The organism is Pseudomonas sp. PB103 (assembly GCF_009764635.1).
Classification (GTDB): domain Bacteria; phylum Pseudomonadota; class Gammaproteobacteria; order Pseudomonadales; family Pseudomonadaceae; genus Aquipseudomonas.
The window spans coordinates 1-21,131 of the sequence record NZ_RWIL01000012.1 but is presented as its reverse complement, the minus strand read 5'-3'; the positions used below and the strand labels follow the sequence as shown (position 1 = coordinate 21,131).

Here is a 21,131-nt window from a genome sequence, read left to right as displayed (position 1 = left end):
GGTTCATATCAGACCGCTACCAGCACGATGGCGCCGATAACCAGCACGGCACCAGCAGCCATCGAAGCAGCGTACCAACGCAGTTGACCGGTCTCGGTGCGGCTCAGGGCAGTGTGACCACCCTTGGCCATACGCGGGATCAGACCGATGGTCTGGTCGAGCGGGTCTTTGCGCAGTACGTGGCTGATCGCCAGGTAAGGTTTGACGAACAGTTTGTCGTAGATCCAGTCGAAGCCCCAGGCAGCGAACCACCAGGCCGAAAGGAAACGGCCGATGCCGCTGTTGGCGATTGCCGTGACGAAGCGACGCTTGCCGAGGAACAGCAGCGCTGCCAGCAGGATACCGGCCAAGGCAATAGCACCCGAGGCGATTTCCAGACTGTGCTTGGCTTCGCCACCGGCATGGCCAACGCTTTCTGGCAGTACGCCGTGCAGTGGCGGAACGATCATCGCGCCAATGGCGGTGGACAATACGATCAGCACCGACAGCGGCAGCCAGTGAGCGATGCCGTGACCGGCGTGGGCTTCGGTCTTGGCTTCACCGTGGAACGTGATGAAGATCAGGCGGAAGGTGTACAGCGAGGTCATGAACGCGCCGACCAGACCTGCGTAGAGCAGACCGTGGTTGCCGCTGGCGAACGCTTCCCAAAGGATTTCGTCCTTGGAGTAGAAGCCTGCGGTGACCAGTGGCAGGGCAGCCAGTGCCGCGCCGCCGACGATGAAGCTGGCGTAGGCCAGTGGCAGTTTTTTCCACAGACCGCCCATCTTGAAGATGTTCTGCTCGTGGTGGCAGGCAACGATCACCGCACCGGAAGCAAGGAACAGCAGGGCCTTGAAGAAGGCGTGGGTCATCAGGTGGAAAATCGCGCCATCCCAGGCGCCAACGCCCAGCGCCAGGAACATGTAGCCGATCTGGCTCATGGTCGAGTAGGCGAGGATACGTTTGATGTCGGTTTGAACCAGCGCGGCGAAACCTGCCAGAACCAGGGTCACACCACCGACGATGCCCACCAGGTGCAGGATTTCCGGCGCCAGGGTGAACAGACCGTGGGTACGGGCGATCAGGTAAACACCGGCAGTAACCATCGTTGCGGCGTGGATCAGTGCCGAAACCGGAGTCGGGCCGGCCATCGCGTCCGCGAGCCAGGTTTGCAGTGGCAGTTGTGCCGATTTACCGACTGCACCACCCAGCAGCATCAAGGTTGCCAAGGTGATCCAGAAGTCGCCGACCTGGAATTTCTGCGGTGCCAGCACCAGCAGTTCCTGGATGTTCAGCGTGCCCACTTGCTGGAACAGGATGAACAGGCCGATGGCCATGAACACGTCGCCGATCCGGGTCACGATGAAGGCCTTGAGTGCGGCGTTACCGTTGTTGCGGTTGCTGTAGTAGAAACCGATCAACAGGTACGAGCACAGGCCCACGCCTTCCCAGCCGAAGTACAGGAACAACAGGTTATCGCCGAGCACCAGGAACAGCATGCTGGCGATAAACAGGTTGGTGTACGAGAAGAAGCGCGAGTAGCCCGCTTCGCCGCGCATGTACCAGGACGCGAACAGGTGGATCAGGAAACCGACGCCAACCACCACGCCGAGCATGGTGATCGACAGGCCGTCGACGTAGAGGGCGAAGTCAGGCTTGAAGCCTTCGACCACCATCCACTTCCACAGCACCAGGGTGTAGTGACCGCCTTCGGGTGGTGCGACGTTGAATTGCCAGATGACGTAGGCGGCGACGATCGCCGACAAGCCAATGGAACCCACGCCGATCAGCGCCGAGAGGTTTTCCGACCAGCGTCCACGGGAGAACGACAGCAGCAGGAAACCGATCAGAGGGAATACGAAAGTCAGAAAGATCAGGTTCATCCGCGCATCTCACTGGCAGCGTCGATATCGAGCGTATGGAAGCGGCGATACAGTTGCAGCAGGATCGCCAGACCAATACTGGCCTCGGCAGCTGCAAGGCTGATCACCAGGATGAACATGATCTGTCCATCCGGCTGGCCCCAACGGGCGCCCGCAACAATGAACGCCAGTGCAGAGGCGTTCATCATCACTTCCAGACTCATCAACACGAACAATATGTTGCGGCGGACCATCAGGCCGACCAGACCAAGGCAGAACAGGATGCCGGCGACGGCCAGTCCATGTTCGAGAGGGATAGCAGGCATGACTTACTCCTTCGCCTCGTTACGGCCCAAATGGAACGCCGTGACGGCTGCAGCAAGCAGCAGCATCGAGGCGAGTTCGACTACCAGCAGGTACGGGCCGAACAGGCTGATGCCCACGGCTTTCGCGTCTACGGTGGTGTGGCCGATGGCCTGACCGCTCTGGTGAGCGAACAGCACATACAGCAGTTCGGCCAGCAGCAGGCCGGCGAGAATCACCGGCCCTGCCCAGATACCGGGCTTGAGCCAGGCGCGTTCTTGCTGAACCGCGGCGGGGCCGAGGTTGAGCATCATCACCACGAACACGAACAGCACCATGATGGCGCCGGCGTAGGCGATCACTTCCAGCACGCCGGCGAACGGTGCGCCGAGTGCGAAGAAGGTCATGGCCACAGCGATCAACGAGATGATCAGGTAGAGCAGGGCGTGCACAGGGTTGGTGTTGGTGACCACACGTAGCGTGGCCACAACAGCGATACCCGATGCGAAATAGAAAGCGAATTCCATCGTTCTTCCTTAAGGCAGCAAGCTCTTCACGTTGATCGGTTCGGCTTCGTTCTGTGCGGAGCCTTTCGGCTTGCCAGCGATTGCCATACCTGCAACACGATAGAAGTTGTAATCAGGGTTTTTGCCGGGGCCGGAGATCAACAGATCTTCTTTCTCGTACACCAGGTCCTGACGTTTGAACTCGGCCATCTCGAAATCCGGTGTCAGCTGGATTGCGGTGGTCGGACAGGCTTCCTCGCAGAGACCGCAGAAAATGCAGCGCGAGAAGTTGATACGGAAGAAGTCCGGGTACCAGCGACCGTCTTCGGTTTCAGCTTTCTGCAGCGAGATGCAACCCACCGGGCAAGCCACGGCGCACAGGTTGCAGGCAACGCAACGCTCTTCGCCATCGGGGTCACGGGTCAGGACGATACGACCACGGTAGCGTGGTGGCAGGTAGACCGCTTCTTCCGGGTATTGCAGGGTGTCGCGCTTGCGAAAGCCATGGCCGAAGACCATGACCAGGCTGCGCAACTGGGTACCAGTACCCTTAACGATGTCGCCAATATATTTGAACATGGGTCAAATCCTCACTGAACCGCGACTGCAGGCGTGTTCCACAACACGACCGCAGCGGTCACCAGCAAATTGATCAGGGTCAGTGGCAAGCAGAATTTCCAGCTGAAATCCATCACCTGGTCATAACGCGGACGCGGGATAGACGCGCGCAGCAGGATGAACAGCATGATGAAGAACGCGGTCTTCAGTGCGAACCAGAGGAAGGACAGTTGCGGCAAGATGCCGAACGGACCGTGCCAGCCACCGAAGAACAGGGTGACCAACAGCGCCGAGATCAAGATGATGCCGATGTATTCACCAACGAAGAACATGCCCCATTTCATACCGGCGTATTCAATGTGGTAACCGTCGGCCAGTTCCTGTTCCGCTTCCGGCTGGTCGAACGGGTGACGGTGAGTCACGGCGACGCCAGCGATGAAGAAGGTACAGAAGCCGAAGAACTGCGGAATGATGAACCACAGGTTCTGCGCCTGGTACTCGACGATGTCGCGCATGTTGAACGAGCCGACCTGGACCACGATGCCCATCAGGGCCAGGCCCATGAACACTTCGTAGGACACGGTCTGCGCCGAAGCACGCAGGGCACCAAGCAGGGCGAACTTGTTGTTACTCGACCAGCCGGCGAACAACACCGCGTAGACCGACAGACCGGCCATGGCGAAGAAGAACAGCAGGCCGATGTTCAGATCCGCGACGCCCCAGGTCGGGGTGATCGGGATGATCGCAAACGCGATCAGCAAGGCGGACATGGCCACCACCGGCGCCAAAGTGAAGATCACTTTGTCGGCAAACGGCGGGGTCCAGTCTTCCTTGAAGAACATCTTCAGCATGTCGGCGGCGATCTGGAACATACCAAACGGGCCAACGCGGTTCGGACCGTAACGGTCTTGCCACCAGCCCAGCAGGCGACGTTCGACAAAGCTGAGCAACGCACCGGCGACCACCACGGCCAACAGAATCACGATGGCTTTGATGACCGTCAGGATCACATCGATCACTTCAGGGGTGAACCAGGTCATTGCGCTGCCTCCTGCAGACCGTCGACGGATACGCCGGCGAATGCCGGTGGAATGCCGGCGATGCCCGCAGGCAATGCCACCAGACCTGCGCCCAGTTCTTCATTGATGCGCAGCGGCAGACGCAGGGTCTGACCGGCCACGTTCAGGCTCAGCAATGCACCTTCGTTGACGCCCAGACGATCCGCTTCGGATTTCGCCAGTGCCACGTAAGCGGCCGGAATGCGCTCTTGAACCGGTGCGGCTTTCGAAGAGTTTTCTTCGCTGCCGAACAGGTGGAAGAACGGCACGGCTTGCCAGGTGCCCGCTGCCGGGTTGAACGCACGCGGTGCTGCAGCGAACCAGTTCAGCGAGTCGCCAGTGCTTTCGATCAGGCGGGTGCCCGGGTCGCCAGCACGGATGTGACCGCCGACTTCGTCCTGGAACTTGTTCCACGCTTGCGGCGAGTTCCAGCCCGGCGACCATGCAAATGGTACTTGCTGACGCGGTTCGGCAGAGCCCGAGTAACCTTCCATGGAGAAGGCGAACGCGGTGTCTTTGTCTTGCGGGGTGCGTGGTTCGTGAACGCTGATGTCGGCGCGCATTGCGGTGCGACCGGAGTAACGCAGCGGCTCACGCGCCAGTTTCAGACCCTTGATACGGAACGCGGCCGACGGTGCTGCGTCGACGATACGCGCCAGTTGCGCGGTGCTCGAAGCAACGGCTGCGGTGACGTGGTCGAGTTGCGTCCAGTCGATCGGCTGGTTCAGCAGGGTTGCGCGCAGGGCGTGCAGCCAGCGCCAGCCTTCATGAACCAGAATGCTCGCGTCGAGGTATTGCGGATCGAAAACCTGGAAGAAGCGCTGGGCGCGACCTTCCTGGCTGACCAGCGTACCGTCGCCTTCGGCGAAGCTCGCCGCTGGCAGAACCAGGTGCGCACGGTCGGTGGTCGCGGTCTTCTGATGATCAGCAACGATCACTACTTTCGCAGCGTTCAGTGCGGCATCGACCTTGTCTTTGGTGGTGCGGGTGTACAGATCGTTTTCCAGCACAACGATCGCGTCAGCCTTGCCGTCGATGACGGCTTGCAGCGCAGCATCCACCGATTCGCCACCGAGCATGGCCAGACCGAGGCTGTTGGCTTCCGGCACGATCAGGCTGATCGAACCGTTCTTCTCGCGCAGTTTCAGTGCTTTGGCGATGTTCGCGGCGGCTTCGATCAGGGCTTTGGAGCCCAGCGAAGTACCGGCGATGATCAGCGGACGTTTGGCCGCGAGCAGGGCGTCGGCAATGCGCTGAGCCAGTTCCAGTGCTTCGGCGTCCAGACCTTCAACGGCCGGGGCGCTGGCGTCCAGTGCGTGGGCAACGGCGAAACCGATGCGCGCCAGATCGTCCGGAGCTGCGTGTACGCATTCTTCAGCGATGTCGTCGAGCTTGGTTTGCGCCAGGCTGGCGATGAACAGCGGGTTCAGCGCGTGCTGACCGATGTTCTTCACGGCGGCGTCGAGCCAAGGCTGAACGCGCATGGCTTCGGCCATGTCTTCAGCTTTGCCTTTGACCGATTGACGCAGCGACAGCGCCACACGGGCGGCGGTCTGGGTCAAGTCTTCACCGAGGACGAAGATCGCATCGTGGTCTTCGATGTCGCGCATGTTTGGCACAGGCAGCGGGCTGTCGTTCAGCACCTGCAAGACCAGACGAATGCGTTCCAGCTCGGACGCTTCGATACCCGAGTAGAAGTGCTCGGCGCCAACCAGTTCGCGCAACGCGTAGTTGCTTTCGAGGCTGGCACGCGGCGAACCGATACCGACAATGTTGCGACCGCGCAGCAGATCAGCGGCTTTATCCAGTGCAGCGTCCAGACCGAGCTTGGTGCCGTCGGCCAGCAGCGGCTGACGTGGGCGGTCGGTGCGGTTGACGTAGCCATAACCGAAACGGCCACGGTCGCACAGGAAGTACTGGTTCACCGAACCGTTGAAACGGTTTTCGATGCGACGCAGTTCACCGTAACGCTCGCCCGGGGAAATGTTGCAACCGCTCGAGCAGCCATGGCAGATGCTCGGCGAGAACTGCATGTCCCACTTGCGGTTGTAGCGCTCGGAGTGAGTCTTGTCGGTGAACACACCGGTCGGGCAGACCTCGGTGAGGTTGCCGGAGAACTCGCTTTCGAGGGTGCCGTCTTCAACGCGACCGAAGTACACGTTGTCGTGGGCGCCGAACACACCGAGGTCGGTGCCGCCAGCGTAATCCTTATAGAAACGCACGCAGCGGTAGCAAGCAATGCAGCGGTTCATCTCGTGGGAAATGAACGGGCCCAAATGCTGGTTCTGGTGGGTGCGTTTGGTGAAGCGATAACGGCGCTCGTTGTGGCCGGTCATCACTGTCATGTCTTGCAGGTGGCAATGACCGCCTTCTTCGCACACAGGGCAGTCGTGCGGGTGGTTGGTCATCAGCCATTCAACAACACTGGCGCGGAACGCCTTGGATTCTTCATCTTCGATGGAGATCCAGGTGTTGTCGGTGGCAGGCGTCATGCAGGACATGACGATGCGACCACGGGTGTCGTTCTCGTCGGTGTACTGCTTGACCGCGCACTGGCGGCAAGCCCCGACGCTACCAAGCGCGGGGTGCCAGCAGAAATATGGAATGTCGAGGCCCAGCGACAGACATGCCTGTAACAGGTTGTCTGCCCCGTCGACTTCGAGCGCTTTGCCGTCTACGTGGATAGTGGCCATGGTTCAAAGGTCTTCGTTGGCCCGGTGTCAGCGGGCGTGGCTAATGGAATCTTGTTATCCGTGCGAATCAAACCAGCCTCGAAAGGCGTCATCGCAGGAGGTGAAAGGCCCAGGCCCTTCACCTTATTAAGCGTTTACGCGCCGATTACGATCGGCCTTGCCAGAGGCGGGACGGCGGCGCTGACTGGCGCGATACCGGCTTCGAACTCTGGACGGAAGTATTTGATGGCACTGCCCAACGGTTCCACGGCACCCGGTGCGTGAGCACAGAAGGTCTTGCCCGGGCCGAGGAAGTTGACCAGACCCAGCAGGGTCTCGATGTCGCCTGGCTGACCGCGGCCTTCTTCGATGGCCATCAAGAGCTTCACGCTCCATGGCAAACCATCACGGCACGGGGTGCAGAAACCGCACGACTCGCGAGCGAAGAACTGCTCCATGTTGCGCAGCAAGGAGACCATGTTGACGCTGTCATCCACCGCCATCGCCAGGCCGGTACCCATACGGGTGCCCACTTTGGCGATGCCGCCGGCGTACATTTGTGCGTCGAGGTGCTCAGGCAGAAGGAAACCGGTACCGGCCCCGCCTGGCTGCCAGGCCTTGAGTTTGAAACCGTCGCGCATGCCGCCGGCGTAGTCTTCGAACAACTCGCGACCGGTGACGCCGAATGGCAGTTCCCACAGGCCCGGGTTTTTGACTTTGCCGGAGAAGCCCATGAGCTTGGTGCCCATGTCTTCGCTGCCTTCGCGGGCCAACGATTTGTACCAGTCAACGCCGTCGGCAATGATCGCCGGCACGTTGCACAGGGTTTCCACGTTGTTCACGCAAGTCGGCTTGCCCCACACGCCGACGGCGGCAGGGAAGGGCGGCTTGGAGCGCGGGTTGGCGCGGCGGCCTTCGAGGGAGTTGATCAGTGCGGTTTCTTCACCGCAGATGTAACGCCCGGCGCCGGTGTGGACGAACAGCTCGAAATCGAAGCCGCTGCCGAGAATGTTTTTACCCAGCAGGCCCGCAGCCTTGGCTTCTTCCACGGCACGATTCAAGTGCTTGGCGGCGGTGGTGTATTCGCCACGCAGGAAGATGTAGCCACGGTAGGTTTTCAGCGCGCGAGCACTGATCAGCATACCTTCGATCAGCAGATGGGGCAGTTGCTCCATCAGCATGCGGTCTTTCCAGGTGTTTGGCTCCATTTCATCCGCGTTGCACAGCAAGTAGCGGATGTTGATGGATTCGTCTTTGGGCATCAGGCCCCACTTCACGCCCGTGGGGAAGCCTGCACCGCCGCGACCTTTGAGGCCTGCGTCTTTCACGGTCTGGACGATGGCGTCCTGATCCATGTCGGCGAAGGCTTTGCGCGCAGCGGCGTAACCGTTCTTGGCCTGGTACTCGTCGAGCCACACGGCTTCGCCGTCGTCACGCAGACGCCAGGTCAGCGGGTGAGTCTCGGCCGAACGCTGAATGCGGTTGGCAGGACCGAAAGATGTCAGGGTCATACGTAGCCCTCGAGCAGTTTGGCGACGCCAGCAGGCTGCACATCACCAAAGGTGTCGTCGTCGATCATCAGCGCCGGTGCCTTGTCGCAGTTGCCGAGGCAGCAGACCGGCAGCAGGGTGAAACGACCGTCGGTGGTGGTCTGACCCAGGCCGATGCCCAGATTGTTCTGGATTTCGCTGACCACCGACTCGTGGCCGCCGATGTAGCAGACCATGCTGTCGCAGACGCGAATGATGTGACGGCCAACCGGCTGACGGAAAATCTGGCTATAGAACGTCGCCACACCTTCAACGTCGCTGGCCGGGATGCCGAGGATCTCGCCGATTGCGTACAGGGCGCCATCCGGCACCCAGCCGCGTTCCTTTTGAACGATCTTCAGGGCTTCGATCGACGCCGCGCGCGGGTCTTCGTAGTGATGCAGCTCGTGCTCGATGGCCGAGCGCTCGGTTTCACTGAGGGTGAAACGGTCTGTCTGGATAAGCGTGCTGTTCATGCTTAGCGGTCCACGTCGGCCATAACGAAGTCGATACTACCCAGGTACGCAATCAAGTCCGCGACCATGCTGCCTTTGATCACCGAAGGGATCTGTTGCAGATGCGGGAAGCTCGGAGTGCGGATCCGGGTACGGTAGCTCATGGTGCCGCCGTCGCTCGTCAGGTAATAACTGTTGATGCCCTTGGTCGCTTCGATCATCTGGAAGGATTCGTTGGCCGGCATCACCGGGCCCCACGAAACTTGCAGGAAGTGCGTGATCAAGGTTTCGATGTGCTGCAGCGTGCGCTCTTTCGGCGGCGGCGTGGTCAGCGGGTGATCCGCCTTGTACGGGCCTTCCGGCATGTTGCGCATGCACTGGTCGATGATCTTGATGCTCTGGCGCATCTCTTCAACACGAACCATGCAGCGGTCGTAGGCATCGCCATTGGCAGCCAGCGGCACTTCGAATTCGAAGTTCTCGTAGCCGGAGTATGGACGCGCTTTACGCAGGTCAAAGTCGCAACCGGTCGAACGCAGGCCGGCACCGGTGACGCCCCATTCCAGGGCTTCTTTGGTGTTGTAGGCAGCGACGCCGATGGTACGGCCCTTGAGGATGCTGTTCTGCAGGGCAGCCTTGGTGTATTCGTCGAGGCGTTTTGGCAGCCATTCAACGAAGTCTTTCACCAGTTTGTCCCAGCCGCGCGGCAGGTCGTGGGCAACACCGCCGATGCGGTACCAGGCCGGGTGCAGACGGAAACCGGTAATGGCTTCAATCACCGTGTACGCCTTCTGGCGGTCGGTGAAAGTGAAGAACACCGGAGTCATGGCGCCGACGTCCTGGATGTAAGTCCCGAGGAACAGCAGGTGGCTGGTGATCCGGAAGAACTCGGCCATCATGATGCGGATGACGTCGACCTTCTCAGGCACCTTGATGCCGGCCAGCTTCTCGACCGAGAGCACGTACGGCAGGTTGTTCATCACGCCGCCGAGGTAATCGATACGGTCGGTGTACGGGATGAAACTGTGCCACGACTGACGCTCGGCCATCTTCTCGGCACCACGGTGGTGGTAACCGACATCCGGCACGCAGTCGACGATTTCTTCACCGTCCAGCTGCAGAATGATGCGGAACGCACCGTGCGCCGAAGGGTGGTTCGGGCCGAGGTTGAGGAACATGTAGTCCTCGTTCGTCCCGGAACGCTTCATGCCCCAGTCTTCAGGGCGGAAACGCGCGGCTTCTTCCTCAAGCTGTTGCTTGGCGAGGTTGAGGCTGAACGGATCGAATTCGGTGGCGCGCGCCGGGAAGTCCTTGCGCAGCGGGTGACCTTCCCAGGTCGGCGGCATCATGATGCGCGACAGGTGCGGGTGACCTTTGAAGTCAATGCCGAACATGTCCCAGACTTCACGTTCGTACCAGTTGGCGTTCGGCCAGATACCGGTAACGGTCGGCAAGCTGAGGTCGCTCTCGGACAAGGCGACCTTGATCATCACGTCACTATTACGCTCCAGCGACATGAGGTGATAGAACACGGTGAATTCAGCGTCGCTCGGCAGCCCTTGACGCTTGGTGCGCAGACGCTCGTCCACGCCGTGCAGGTCATAGAGCATGACGTACGGCTTGGGCAGGTTGCGCAGGAAGGTCAGGACTTCGACGAGTTTGGCGCGCGCCACCCACAGCACCGGCATGCCGGTGCGGGTCGACTGAGCGGTGAACGCTTCGGCGCCAAAACGGTTGTTCAATTCAACGACCACATCCTGGTCGTCTGCCTTATAAGGCGGGATGTACAGAGCGCTGCCTGTAGTCATGGTTATTTTTTCGCTTTCGGTCAACGTAAAGAATGAAGCCAGCTTCTCGTTTCTTTGTCAGAACAGATCTGGATCAGACTTCGTCAGGGCTGCGCAGGTTAGTGACTGCGATTCGCTGTTCGCGGCGCTGTTCCTTTTGCGAAGGCATGTCGGCGCGATAAACGCCTTGATCACCGACGACCCAGGAAAGCGGACGACGCTCCTGTCCAATCGATTCCTGCAACAGCATCAAGCCTTGCAGAAATGCTTCCGGACGAGGAGGGCAGCCAGGTACGTAGACGTCCACGGGCAGGAACTTGTCCACCCCTTGAACCACAGAGTAGATGTCGTACATGCCACCGGAGTTAGCGCACGAACCCATGGAGATCACCCACTTCGGCTCGAGCATCTGCTCGTAGAGACGCTGAATGATCGGCGCCATCTTGATGAAGCAGGTACCGGCGATAACCATGAAGTCGGCCTGACGCGGCGATGCCCGGATAACCTCGGCGCCAAAGCGCGCGATGTCGTGGGGCGCCGTGAAGGCGGTGGTCATTTCCACGTAGCAGCACGACAAGCCAAAGTTGTACGGCCACAGGGAGTTCTTACGTCCCCAGTTGACCGCGCCACTCAGCACGTCTTCCAGCTTGCCCATGAAAATGTTTTTGTGAACTTGATCTTCTAACGGATCGGAAACGGTTTCCCGTTCGCCAATCGGATATTGCTCGTTAGGAGCATCGGGGTCGATCCTGGTGAGATTGTATTGCATTGCCAAAGCCTCATTGTTTCAGCTTCGCCTGCCGCTTGCGACGAGCTTCCGGAGCCCAGTCAAGGGCGCCCACTCGGAACAGGTAGACAAGACCTGCCAACAGAATTGCTATGAAAACGAGAGCTTCGACGAATCCGGTCCAGCCGCTTTCGCGGACGGACACAGACCATGCAAAGAGAAAGAGGGCTTCGATATCGAAGATCACGAAGAGCATCGCGACCAGATAGAATTTGGCTGAGAGCCGCAAGCGGGCGCCACCGGTAGGTAGCATGCCCGACTCGAACGGTTCGTTTTTGCTGCGGCCCCAGGCTTTTGACCCAAGGAGGCTGGAGACGCCAAGCATGAAGGCACACAGGCCGACGACACCCAGAAGGAAAATGGCAAAGCCCCAGTTGTGGGCCATGAGTCCTGTCGCTTCGGGCATGCTGGTAATCCTTAACAGAGAGCAAAGGTCTCTGAGCTTGATAAAGAAATAGGCAGTGACGATATGTCGCAGCAATCAATCGCGCTGATTTTATGGCTAAACACCCGGCAAGTAAAATTCCTATAGCGAAATTATTTATTGGAATAAGCACATAGCGCACCTCCAAGCCCCGCCAGCCCATGCGTTGCGGGCATTAGCCGGTTTTCCGGGAAATATGTTTTGTTTGAAATGTAACGAACATAGTTGCTGCTAAATGATAATCAATATTGTTTGGAGCGGTTTTTCAACTGTTTAACGGGTGAGGTATTGGGAAGTTGTCTTACTTGCACGTTACTGCAAGTAGCGATGGCGCCCGTTTTACCCGATTTTTCCTACGCCCGACCCGCTCTGGATCAATGTTTCACCCAAAGGCTGCCCTTGACCCCGTAGGAGCAAAGCTTGCTCGCGAAAGCGCCACACCAGCCACCACCGGTTTCGGACATCAACCGGAACGCCGAACACATCCCATCGAGCCAGCTTGGATAAATGAGACCCTGTAGGAGCTGCCGCAGGCTGCGATCTGTTGACCTGCTTTTTTTACGATCAAAAGATCGCAGCCTGCGGCAGCTCCTACAGGGTAATCGCGGCGAGTTCGCTGGTGCGGCAGGCGCTGGCCAACAGGATTCGATTGACCACTCAGTATGCTCACCTGCTGCAGCATCAACAGGGCTCGGCGCTGTGTGTTGTCGACGACGGGGTCGATAAGGAAGGTCCTGCTGGTTTTGCGGGAAGGAATTGAGAGCTTCAGTGAGCGGGGGCTCAGGTGGAAATTGATGGCCCGGTCAGTTGCCTCTTTGATCTTTAAACCCCGGCGCTCTCGAAGTAGCCCCACGCATAGCCACCGTAAAGCTGAGTTCCCAGACCTCCATCGATGACCATATCGGCGCCTTCGTCTATCGCATCTCCCGATGTCTGAGACCGCGCCCGTGATAAGCGCTGGTTTACCGCTCAATCTTCCATTGATTAATTACTCTGCGCAACACAAGGCTGTGGGGCGTGTGCCGGGAAGTTGCAGGTGGCGCACGGCTAGAACCTGGAACCATTAATGTGATCTGGCCTGTGCGTATGATCTTTAAGAGTGTTCCTACAGATCATTCGTTAATCATTGAAGGGGTTTTCTTGAATGCCTGCAAAAGCGCTGACTGTGACGCTGAGGTGGGCTGTAATCAATTAAGCTTTGATGGTGTAGAGATGTTGGGTGTTGAATGTTTGTTGGTGCGCAGTATTTTCATTGACGCTACTTAATTGCCTGCTGGTCATTGTTCCGGTTATATGGACTTATATTGAGGTCGTGTATGTCAGAGCAGCGAAACAAGTACATTAATACCGCCAGATCCGTCGATATTGGAAATCCGTCATGGGCCTTTGCACAACAATCGGGGTTGACCGATTTGAGTGTCAAGCATACTCAGCAGGGGCGTATGCAGGACCAGAACGGTCATGCCTTCATGAACATGTGCTCGTGTTCATATTTGGGTCTTGAGGTCGATCCGCGTCTGGCGCGCCGCGCCGCCGATTATGTGCTCAATAGCGGTACGGTGAACCTGCCCACCTCGCGTATCAGGATAAGGTTGCGAGAACTCGATGAGCTTGAGGATGCCTTGTCCGCGCACTTCAACTGTCGAGCCTTTACGGCGACGTCCTGCAGTGCGGGGATCGTGGCCTCGTTGCCGCTCCTGGCCGCTGGTATGTTTACTCAGGGGCAGCGCCCCGTACTGATCTTTGACAAACATGCCCATTTTGCCCTGAATCAGGTCAAGGCCATTTGTGCTGATGAAACGCAGGTGGTGACCTGCAATCACAACGATGTCGATTTTATTGAGGATATGTGCAAACGGTACCCGCTGGTCGCCTATGTTGCTGACGGTGCCTATAGCATGGGAGGCAGTGCACCAATTGAGCAGTTATTAGCGTTGCAGGATAAATATGGGCTGTTTCTCTATTTCGACGACTCTCACTCATTAAGCGCCTATGGCGAACAGGGTGAAGGTTATATTCGTACGTATATACCCGAGTTGAATCCTCGAACCCTGCTGGTGTATTCATTGGCCAAGGCATTTGGTGCCAATGGCGGCGGCATATTCATGTCGGAGAAAGCCGACTATCAAAGTGTCTTCCGTCGCTTTGGTGGGCCGATGTCTTATTCTCAATACATAAATCCGGCCGCTATCGGTGCGGCCATGGCGTCGCTGGATATTCATAAGAGTCCTGAACTTGGCGTCTTGCAGGAGAAGCTGAATTCCAATATTCGTCTATTCGACAGTTTAATCAATACAGAGCACGCGGGGTCAGGGCTGCCGATTCGGGTTATTCCATTGGACAGCCCGGACATGGCGATCAGCGTTTCCGAAGGTGTGTTCAAACGAGGCTATTACACCTCGGCGGTGTTCTTTCCGATTGTGGCCAGAAACAAGTCCGGTTTGCGCGTGATGCTGCGTGCCGATATGTCGCAAGAAGACGTCCGCAGTTTTTGCTCCGCGGTCAGGGCAGAGATCGATGTAGCCCGCTTGCACCTGAAGCCTGCCGAGCATTGAGAGGTGGTGATGACTCATCCGATACCACGAAGCCTGTTGTATTGCTCTGCCTTGAACCCGGAGCAATACGCCAAGAGTGCCCTGACGGATGTCATGGTGATTGATCTGGAGGACGGCGTTCCCCTCGCCAAAAAAGGCGAAGCCCGCTTATGTGTCGAGCAGTTCTATCGATCCCCTACAGCGCAGCGTACGGCGCTGCGCATCAACCCGTTGCGTGATAACCAAGGGTTGCTTGATCTGTTGCTGGTGCAATCCCTCGAACAGCGCCCCGAATACATCGTCCTCGCCATGGCTGAAGCCGCAGCCGAAGTAGACATCGTACGCGCCAATTTAGGGGGGCAGGGAGGCAGCCCGAAAATCCTCGTCACCGTCGAAACACCGGCCTGCCTGCGGGATATTTACGCCATTGCATCCAGCGCTGACGGACTGATTTTCGGTTCTGCCGACTACGCGGCCAGCCTTGGTGTGCCCATTGGCGGCTGGAGCAACATTCTCCACGCCCGTACAAGCATCGTTGCCGCCGCCAGCGCCGCGGGGATTCCCGCGTTCGACACCGCTTACTTCAACCTCGATGACGACGCCGGGTTACTGAAGGAATGCCAGGACACCCGGGAGTTGGGGTTCAGTGGCAAGACCTCGATTCACCCGCGGCAGATATCCATCATTAATGAGGCGTTCACCCCTTCGATCGCCGAGTACGAACATGCCTTGGCCGTTGTGCAGGCGGCGCAAGACAGCGGTGAAAAAATCACCCGGCTGAAGCACCTGATGGTCGGGCCGCCCTTCGTCAAGCAAGCCCGCAAAGTCATCCAGCGCGCCCAGGAACTGGGTCTTTAAGGAGAACAGCATGGAACCGATGATTCCGGCCCATGAACGGATCGCTGCCAACCGATACCGTGAGTCTTATGGGCTGCATTACGAAGAGTTTGTGGTGGGGGACGTGTTCGAGCATCGCCCCGGTCGCACGGTGACTGAGCTGGATAACATCTGGCAGTCACTGATGAACATGAATAACCATCCGGCGCATATCGATGTGGCTTACGCACAGCGCACCGAGTTCGAAAAGCTGCTGGTGAACAGCTCGGTGACCTTGTCGATCATCAGCGGCATGACGGTCGCGACAATGAGCGCCCGGGCCATCGCCAACCTGGGCTGGGACGAAATACGCCTGCCCAGTCCGGTGTACGTCGGCGACACCCTGTATGCCGAGAGCGAGGTGGTCTTCAAGCGTGAATCCCGATCACGTCCGGGCCAGGGCATCGTCACCATCAAGGTGATCGGTCGCAAGCAGGACGCCACTCCGGTCATCACCTACCTGCGCACCTTTCTGGTGCCAAAGCAGGGGTTTTCCCAGGACTACCCCGTCGGTTAGACGCCGGTTTGAGTCAGCGTGCAAACGCTGCCGGTCAGGGAATGGCCGGGACCTTCAAAAAGCTTTGATGGAAAAGGACAAGCCATGCTGCTGCTTAATCGTGAAGACATCAGGCGTTGTGTCGAGTTGCCGACGCTTGTGCGCGTACTCGAAAAAGCTCATCGCGGCTTTTCACTCGCCGCCCCCGTGGTTCCGCCACGTTCGATCATCCTGCACGAGCGACAAAAGGCATTTTCGTTGTTCATGCCGGCCTTTTTGCCCGCGAGCCAGACCCTGGGCATCAAGGTGTCGTCGTTTCATCCCGGCAACGCCGAGCAGGGGCTCTCGACGATCAATGGCGCGGTTTTGCTGATCGACATCGACAGCGGCCGGTTATTGGCGATGCTCGACAGTTCCGCCCTGACGGCGATTCGTACCAGTGCCATGAGTGCGTTGGTGACGGACAAACTCTGCCTGCAGACGCGGCTCAATCTGGCGGTGATCGGAGCCGGGGCTCAAGCGGCGGCGCATATCAAGGCGATGGCCGCTGTCAGGGAGTTGGGGCAGGTCAGGATATTTTCCCGCTCAATGGCCCGCAGTGTCGCGTTGGCCGAACGTCTGTCCATTGAGCTTGCGCAGCCGGTCGAGGCCGTCGAACGCATGGAAGATGCGTTGGCTGACGCGGACATTGTCTGCACGACAACCTCCCACGACAGTCCGCAGCCGTTGATCGGGGCGCATCAGCTCAAACCCGATGCCCATATCAATGCCATCGGCGGCAGCACACCGCAAGCATGCGAGATCGATCCTCGATTGCTGGGCAGTGCTCAGGTGCATGTCGATCATCTCGACGCCGCGTGCCACGAGTCGGGCGAAATCGCCCAGGCCTTGGCGTGGTCGGTGATTGAGCGCAAGGACATCCGCGAGATCAGTGCCCTGGTGGTCGAGCAGCCTTCGCCGGTCACCCGCAAACAAGGTCTCAGTTACTTTCGCAGCGTTGGCCATGCCAGCCAGGACATGGTGGTTGCCGCCTGCATCTATGACGCGGCGGTGGCCGGGCATATCGGCCAACAGTGCGACTACCTCCGTGCCTGAAAATCGCCGGGCGCAACGTTTTGAATCAGCAGTGCCAACGACTCGGGAAGGAAAAGGATGCCCATGAATATTCTGATGATCGATTCGCAGCGAGTGAATTATGTCGACGCTGGGGAGTATGTCCGGGAAGCGCAGCATCAGCGCTATCGCCTCGAGGTGACCACCGCCCCTTCAGATGAGCAACTGGCCAAAGCCGACGGCATCATTGCCTTTCATTCGGTGGTCATCGACGCGCCGCTGATCGCCAGAATGCCGCGTTGCCGCGCTTTGGTGAAGGCAACGATCGGCCTTGATGATGTGGATGTCGAGGCGTTGAGCGCGCAAGGCATTGTGTGCGCCAACATCGGTTCTGTAGGGGCGGAGGAAGTCGCCGAGCATGCCTTGGCGTTGATCCTCTTGGCCCAGCGCAAGCTGTGCGACTACGCCCGGCACACCCCCCAGGGCGGCTGGTGCTGGCGATCCCATAGCGGCGAAGTGAAAGCCTGTGCCGACACGGTTCTGGGCGTTGTGGGTTATGGCGCAACAGGACGAGCATTGGCCCGCAGGGCGGCGGCCCTCGGTTACCGGGTCTGCTTTTACGATCCCGGGGTCGAGCGTTGTGCCGAAGACATTGCCACGGGTGTGACGCTGGATGCTTTGCTCGCTACCGCCGATGTGCTGTCGCTGCATCTGCCGCTTACCCCGGCCACCGCACATCTTATGAACGACGCGGCATTTTCACGGATGAAGCACGGCGCGACCCTGGTCAATACCGCGCGAGGCGGCATCGTCGACACCGATGCGTTGCTGCGGGCCTTGCAGGCCGGGGTTGTGTCCATGGCACTGCTGGATGTCGTGCAGGAAGAGCCGGCACCTCCCAAAGCGTTGATCGAGCATGAGCGGGTGTTATTGACGCCGCATGCCGCTTTCTACAGCGAGCGCTCGCTGGCCCAACTCAAAGCCAATGCCCTGCAAACGCTGCTGGCGCTGTTACAGGGGCAAACAGTCGACACGGTGGTCAATCCCGATTGCGTATCGCGGGAGGCAAACGGCTATGCCTGAATTGAAACGTGCGGGATTTGAACCTTCACGAGCCGGGTTGCCGGCGTGGTTCGACCTGGCGATCGGCAACAGCATTGTCCAATACGGTCAGCGTCTGGCGGCGCGCCAACTGCTGGTCAATACGCTGGGCAATATCGCTGTACGCAGGCGCTGTGCGTACTGGCAACGCGATGTGATCTACACCAAGCACCGCGGCATCTCGCTGGAAGAGTGCGGGCTTGAGCATCTGTCGGTGCTGGATATGCAATCCGATGAGCTTTTGCACGGACGTTTGCGCCCCAGTCAGGGGCACCAGATGCACCGGGAAATCATGCGTTGTCGCGCCGACGTCAATGCGACGGTGCACCTTCATCCCAACGACGTCATTGCCTTCTTCGCTGTCATGCAATGGCGTGAGATGGCGTACGTGTCGAACGACACGGCCCTGGTCATGGGCAAGCCGCCGAGCATTCTCGACGCGGGCATCAATGTCGAGCTGGATATCAGTGCGATTGGCCGCTGTGCCAGTGATACAAACTGCATCGTCATGCCCAGCCATGGCATTACCTGTTTTGGCCGCGACCTGTCGGAGGCGTTTCATCGCGCCGTGGCATTCACGGCCGAAATCAGCCGGTTGATTACCAGTCAGTGTTTATCGGCCGCCACGGGAAAGTCGGTGGTGTACGCCAGCCACGAGGAGGTCCGGCAGATGTACGCGCTGGGCGAACAGGTGATCTACGGAGGGATGGGCAAATGAAGTTTCACCCCCACATCTCATGCTCCGGATTCTGGAAGGCGCCAGAGCGCGATCTTTCATCGGTGCTGCTGGATTTGAATGAAAACCAGTTTTTACATCGGTTTCTGGCAGGGTTCATTGCCAACGAATTGAAGCCACAGGATCTGTTCGCCTATCCCAATTACCGGCCGCTCCTTAACCAGCTCGCGCAGTACTGCAAGGTCTCCACCGACAGTCTGCTGCTGACCAATGGCGCGGATCAGGCCATCGATCTGGTGATCCGGTTACTGTTTTCGCCAGGGGATCGGGTGGTGGTGCCTTCTCCGGTTTTTTCGTTTTATTACCAGATGCTCGACGTCAACGGCGTGGCACCGGTGATCGTCGGGTTTGAAAAACACGCCGGCAAATTCGTCTTGCCCACCGAGGCTGTGCTCAAGTCCTTGCACACCAGCCAGGGACTGATCCTGTGCAACCCCAACAATCCACTGGGTGTGCGCATCGACCCAGAGCAATTGCGAGTGTTTGTCGAAGCTTGTGTCAGGCAAGACAAACCGATGATCGTCGACGAATGCTACTTCGAATATTTGCAACAGTCGTGTCTGGATACGTTCAGCGCAGTCAGGCAGTTGTTTGTGATTCGTTCTTTTTCCAAGTACTTCGGACTAGCCGGGTTGCGCCTGGGGTATGTGGTCACGCGACCGGAATCAATCCGTGAACTGATGAAAGTGCGCGGCCCTTGGGATGTGAACCATGTGGCGGTGAAAGCGGCGCTGTTCTGTTTGCAGAATCAGCAAGCCTTGCAGCAGGCGCACGATCATCTCGCGCAGATCAAAAGTGAAATTATCGACGTCTGTCGGGCCAACGCGATCGTCGTCTATGAGAGCGATACGAACTTTCTGCTGCTGCAGGATGAGCACGATGGTCGTCTGGCCAGCGCTTTTGCTCAGGCCAATATCCGCGTAAGCGACTGTTCGCAATACCCGCACAGTTTCGGTCTGTTGCGCGATGTGCTGCGCGTGGCCGTTCCCTCGGCGTCGGATCTGAAAACATTCCTGACGACGGTATTGCGTGGCAGCGGCAGTGCGGCTTGCCTGAGCGAAGTGAGCATCGAGCAGCACATTGCCCAAAGGCCTGCGTTGCGAACGCCACAGCACGTAAAGGTTAATTTCAAATGACGACATGGCTGAAAGGGAATCGCCTGATGGCAGGAATGCGTAACATTGTTTTGCTCAGATTGCTGTTCGTCATGGCCAATGCGCTGGGGCCTTTTGCTGCCTTGTTTTTTCATCGGCATTACCAGCTCGACAGCTCTGCAGTGGCCTTGGTGATCACACTGATGTCGGCGTTTTATCTGCTGGGCAATTTGTTGGGCGGGGCGCTGATCGGTCGTTTCAACTTCCGGACACTTTTAATCTGTACCTCGTCCTGTTCGTCACTGTTTTTGTTGCTCGCTGCCGTGCTCAGTTCATCAATCAGCTCGATTGCGATGGTGCTGTTGTTCATGCTGTGTGCGGGCTTGATCACGCCGGTATTCAGTATCCTCACGTCCCTGGCGGCGAACGACAGCAATCGCATCGCCTCTTTTGGCTATCTGCACCTGGCCACTAATCTGGGGGGAGCGCTGTTGTTCGTGATGGGTGGCTACTTGCTCGGCCTCGACAGTCACTATCTGGTGCTGTTTGCGGTGGGCGCCAGTGTTCTGTGCCTGTTGGCCAGTGTTTTTCTGGCGTTGCCGGAACGCCAGGGCGCTGCGACTGAAACCAGAAAAACCTCGATGGGTGCATTGGTCGATGTACCCAGGATCGTCATCGTTGCGGGCGCCATGTTCTTTGCGTTGTCGGTGCTGGATGCTCAACGTGAATATCAATTGCCGCTATGGCTTGATGAGGTGACGGCGGGCAAGGCCGCCGGCCTGTTCGGTGCGGTTGGTATCGTCAATGCGTTGCTGGTGTTCGTGGTGACGCAGCCGCTGATTGCCTTGACGTCACGTTTCGGGGCGCTGACCAATCTGTCCCTGGCGGCGGTTTTTTACGGCATCGGATTCGGCGCCTATGCCTTTTTCGAACAGACCGCGCTGATTCTCTCGTTTGTGTTCTTCTGGACGCTGGGTGAGATTCTTGGCGTGACCTACATCACCGCGTTGATCGCGCAGAAAACCACCCTGCAAACCCAGGCCAGCCTGTTCTCGCTTATACCTGTGGTGCTGGCGTTGGCGAGGATGGTGTCTGTGGGGATCGGCGCCTCGTTGATCGCCGGGATCGGGTTCCAGTTGAGCTGGAGTCTGTATGGGCTGGTGGGTCTTTTGTTTGGCGGCGTTTGTCTTTTGCTTGCTGGCAGAAGTGGGCGCTTTGCGAGTGCAGCGTGATCTGGCTTGGGTCCCCTGATAAGTGACACCCTGTAGGAGCTGCCGAAGGCTGCGATCTTTTGATCTGCTTTTTTTACAATCAAAAGATC

At 58.5% G+C, this 21,131-nt stretch carries 19 protein-coding genes; 8 read left to right on the top strand and 11 right to left on the bottom strand.

The genetic code is table 11. From position 1 onward, the window contains the following. Window positions 1–8: 8 nt before the first annotated feature. From nuoL to EJA70_RS02330, 11 genes are all read right to left on the bottom strand, one after another. Window positions 9–1,862, bottom strand: coding sequence for an NADH-quinone oxidoreductase subunit L (gene nuoL, locus EJA70_RS02380; protein WP_158829359.1), 1,854 nt, complete (start codon window positions 1,860–1,862; stop codon window positions 9–11). After that, window positions 1,859–2,167 carry an NADH-quinone oxidoreductase subunit NuoK gene (gene nuoK, locus EJA70_RS02375; RefSeq protein WP_003223790.1) on the bottom strand — a complete coding sequence of 103 codons (309 nt, stop codon included), beginning with the start codon at window positions 2,165–2,167 and terminating at the stop codon, window positions 1,859–1,861. The genes nuoL and nuoK overlap by 4 nt, the downstream gene beginning before the upstream one ends. A gap of 3 nt (window positions 2,168–2,170) precedes the next feature. Further along, window positions 2,171–2,671 (bottom strand): NADH-quinone oxidoreductase subunit J, encoded by a 501-nt coding sequence (nuoJ, locus tag EJA70_RS02370; protein ID WP_008082850.1) that lies wholly within the window; start codon window positions 2,669–2,671, stop codon window positions 2,171–2,173. A gap of 9 nt (window positions 2,672–2,680) precedes the next feature. Further along, window positions 2,681–3,229: an NADH-quinone oxidoreductase subunit NuoI gene (gene nuoI, locus EJA70_RS02365; RefSeq protein WP_007920177.1), complete on the bottom strand. Its 549-nt coding sequence runs from the start codon at window positions 3,227–3,229 to the stop codon at window positions 2,681–2,683. 11 nt (window positions 3,230–3,240) lie between these two features. Further along, window positions 3,241–4,248 (bottom strand): NADH-quinone oxidoreductase subunit NuoH, encoded by a 1,008-nt coding sequence (nuoH, locus tag EJA70_RS02360; RefSeq protein ID WP_008082852.1) that lies wholly within the window; start codon window positions 4,246–4,248, stop codon window positions 3,241–3,243. Next, window positions 4,245–6,959 (bottom strand): NADH-quinone oxidoreductase subunit NuoG, encoded by a 2,715-nt coding sequence (gene nuoG / locus EJA70_RS02355; protein ID WP_158829357.1) that lies wholly within the window; start codon window positions 6,957–6,959, stop codon window positions 4,245–4,247. The genes nuoH and nuoG overlap by 4 nt, the downstream gene beginning before the upstream one ends. Window positions 6,960–7,093: 134 nt before the next feature. Further along, window positions 7,094–8,449: an NADH-quinone oxidoreductase subunit NuoF gene (gene nuoF / locus EJA70_RS02350; RefSeq protein WP_008082856.1), complete on the bottom strand. Its 1,356-nt coding sequence runs from the start codon at window positions 8,447–8,449 to the stop codon at window positions 7,094–7,096. Continuing rightward, complete coding sequence (gene nuoE, locus EJA70_RS02345) at window positions 8,446–8,943, bottom strand: NADH-quinone oxidoreductase subunit NuoE (protein WP_007920186.1); 498 nt, start codon at window positions 8,941–8,943, stop codon at window positions 8,446–8,448. Before nuoE ends, nuoF begins: the two co-directional genes overlap by 4 nt. A 2-nt stretch (window positions 8,944–8,945) precedes the next feature. Then, the gene (gene nuoC / locus EJA70_RS02340; protein WP_008082858.1) at window positions 8,946–10,730 is read right to left on the bottom strand and encodes an NADH-quinone oxidoreductase subunit C/D; all 1,785 of its coding nucleotides are present in this window, start codon (window positions 10,728–10,730) and stop codon (window positions 8,946–8,948) included. 73 nt (window positions 10,731–10,803) lie between these two features. Further along, on the bottom strand, window positions 10,804–11,478 hold the full coding sequence (locus EJA70_RS02335; protein WP_003223809.1) for an NADH-quinone oxidoreductase subunit B family protein: 675 nt from the start codon (window positions 11,476–11,478) through the stop codon (window positions 10,804–10,806). A gap of 10 nt (window positions 11,479–11,488) precedes the next feature. Further along, window positions 11,489–11,902: an NADH-quinone oxidoreductase subunit A gene (locus EJA70_RS02330; RefSeq protein WP_003223812.1), complete on the bottom strand. Its 414-nt coding sequence runs from the start codon at window positions 11,900–11,902 to the stop codon at window positions 11,489–11,491. Between the two features lie 1,334 nt (window positions 11,903–13,236). On the opposite strand from EJA70_RS02330, the gene EJA70_RS02325 reads away from it, so the two are divergent. From EJA70_RS02325 to EJA70_RS02290, 8 genes are all read left to right on the top strand, one after another. Then, a complete protein-coding gene (locus EJA70_RS02325; RefSeq protein WP_158829355.1) occupies window positions 13,237–14,475 on the top strand; it encodes an aminotransferase class I/II-fold pyridoxal phosphate-dependent enzyme in 1,239 nt (412 codons plus the stop codon). Between the two features lie 9 nt (window positions 14,476–14,484). Continuing rightward, complete coding sequence (locus tag EJA70_RS02320; protein WP_158829353.1) at window positions 14,485–15,312, top strand: CoA ester lyase; 828 nt, start codon at window positions 14,485–14,487, stop codon at window positions 15,310–15,312. Between the two features lie 10 nt (window positions 15,313–15,322). Further along, the gene (locus EJA70_RS02315; protein WP_158829351.1) at window positions 15,323–15,847 is read left to right on the top strand and encodes a MaoC family dehydratase; all 525 of its coding nucleotides are present in this window, start codon (window positions 15,323–15,325) and stop codon (window positions 15,845–15,847) included. A gap of 84 nt (window positions 15,848–15,931) precedes the next feature. Further along, the gene (locus tag EJA70_RS02310; RefSeq protein WP_008082866.1) at window positions 15,932–16,921 is read left to right on the top strand and encodes an ornithine cyclodeaminase family protein; all 990 of its coding nucleotides are present in this window, start codon (window positions 15,932–15,934) and stop codon (window positions 16,919–16,921) included. A 63-nt stretch (window positions 16,922–16,984) separates the two neighbouring features. Beyond that, the gene (locus EJA70_RS02305) at window positions 16,985–17,962 is read left to right on the top strand and encodes an NAD(P)-dependent oxidoreductase (RefSeq protein WP_158829349.1); all 978 of its coding nucleotides are present in this window, start codon (window positions 16,985–16,987) and stop codon (window positions 17,960–17,962) included. Beyond that, window positions 17,955–18,698, top strand: coding sequence for a class II aldolase/adducin family protein (locus tag EJA70_RS02300; protein WP_158829347.1), 744 nt, complete (start codon window positions 17,955–17,957; stop codon window positions 18,696–18,698). Before EJA70_RS02305 ends, EJA70_RS02300 begins: the two co-directional genes overlap by 8 nt. Next, complete coding sequence (locus EJA70_RS02295; protein WP_158829345.1) at window positions 18,695–19,852, top strand: histidinol-phosphate transaminase; 1,158 nt, start codon at window positions 18,695–18,697, stop codon at window positions 19,850–19,852. Before EJA70_RS02300 ends, EJA70_RS02295 begins: the two co-directional genes overlap by 4 nt. Before the next feature lie 26 nt (window positions 19,853–19,878). Beyond that, a complete protein-coding gene (locus EJA70_RS02290) occupies window positions 19,879–21,042 on the top strand; it encodes an MFS transporter (RefSeq protein ID WP_256677610.1) in 1,164 nt (387 codons plus the stop codon). Window positions 21,043–21,131: the final 89 nt, after the last annotated feature.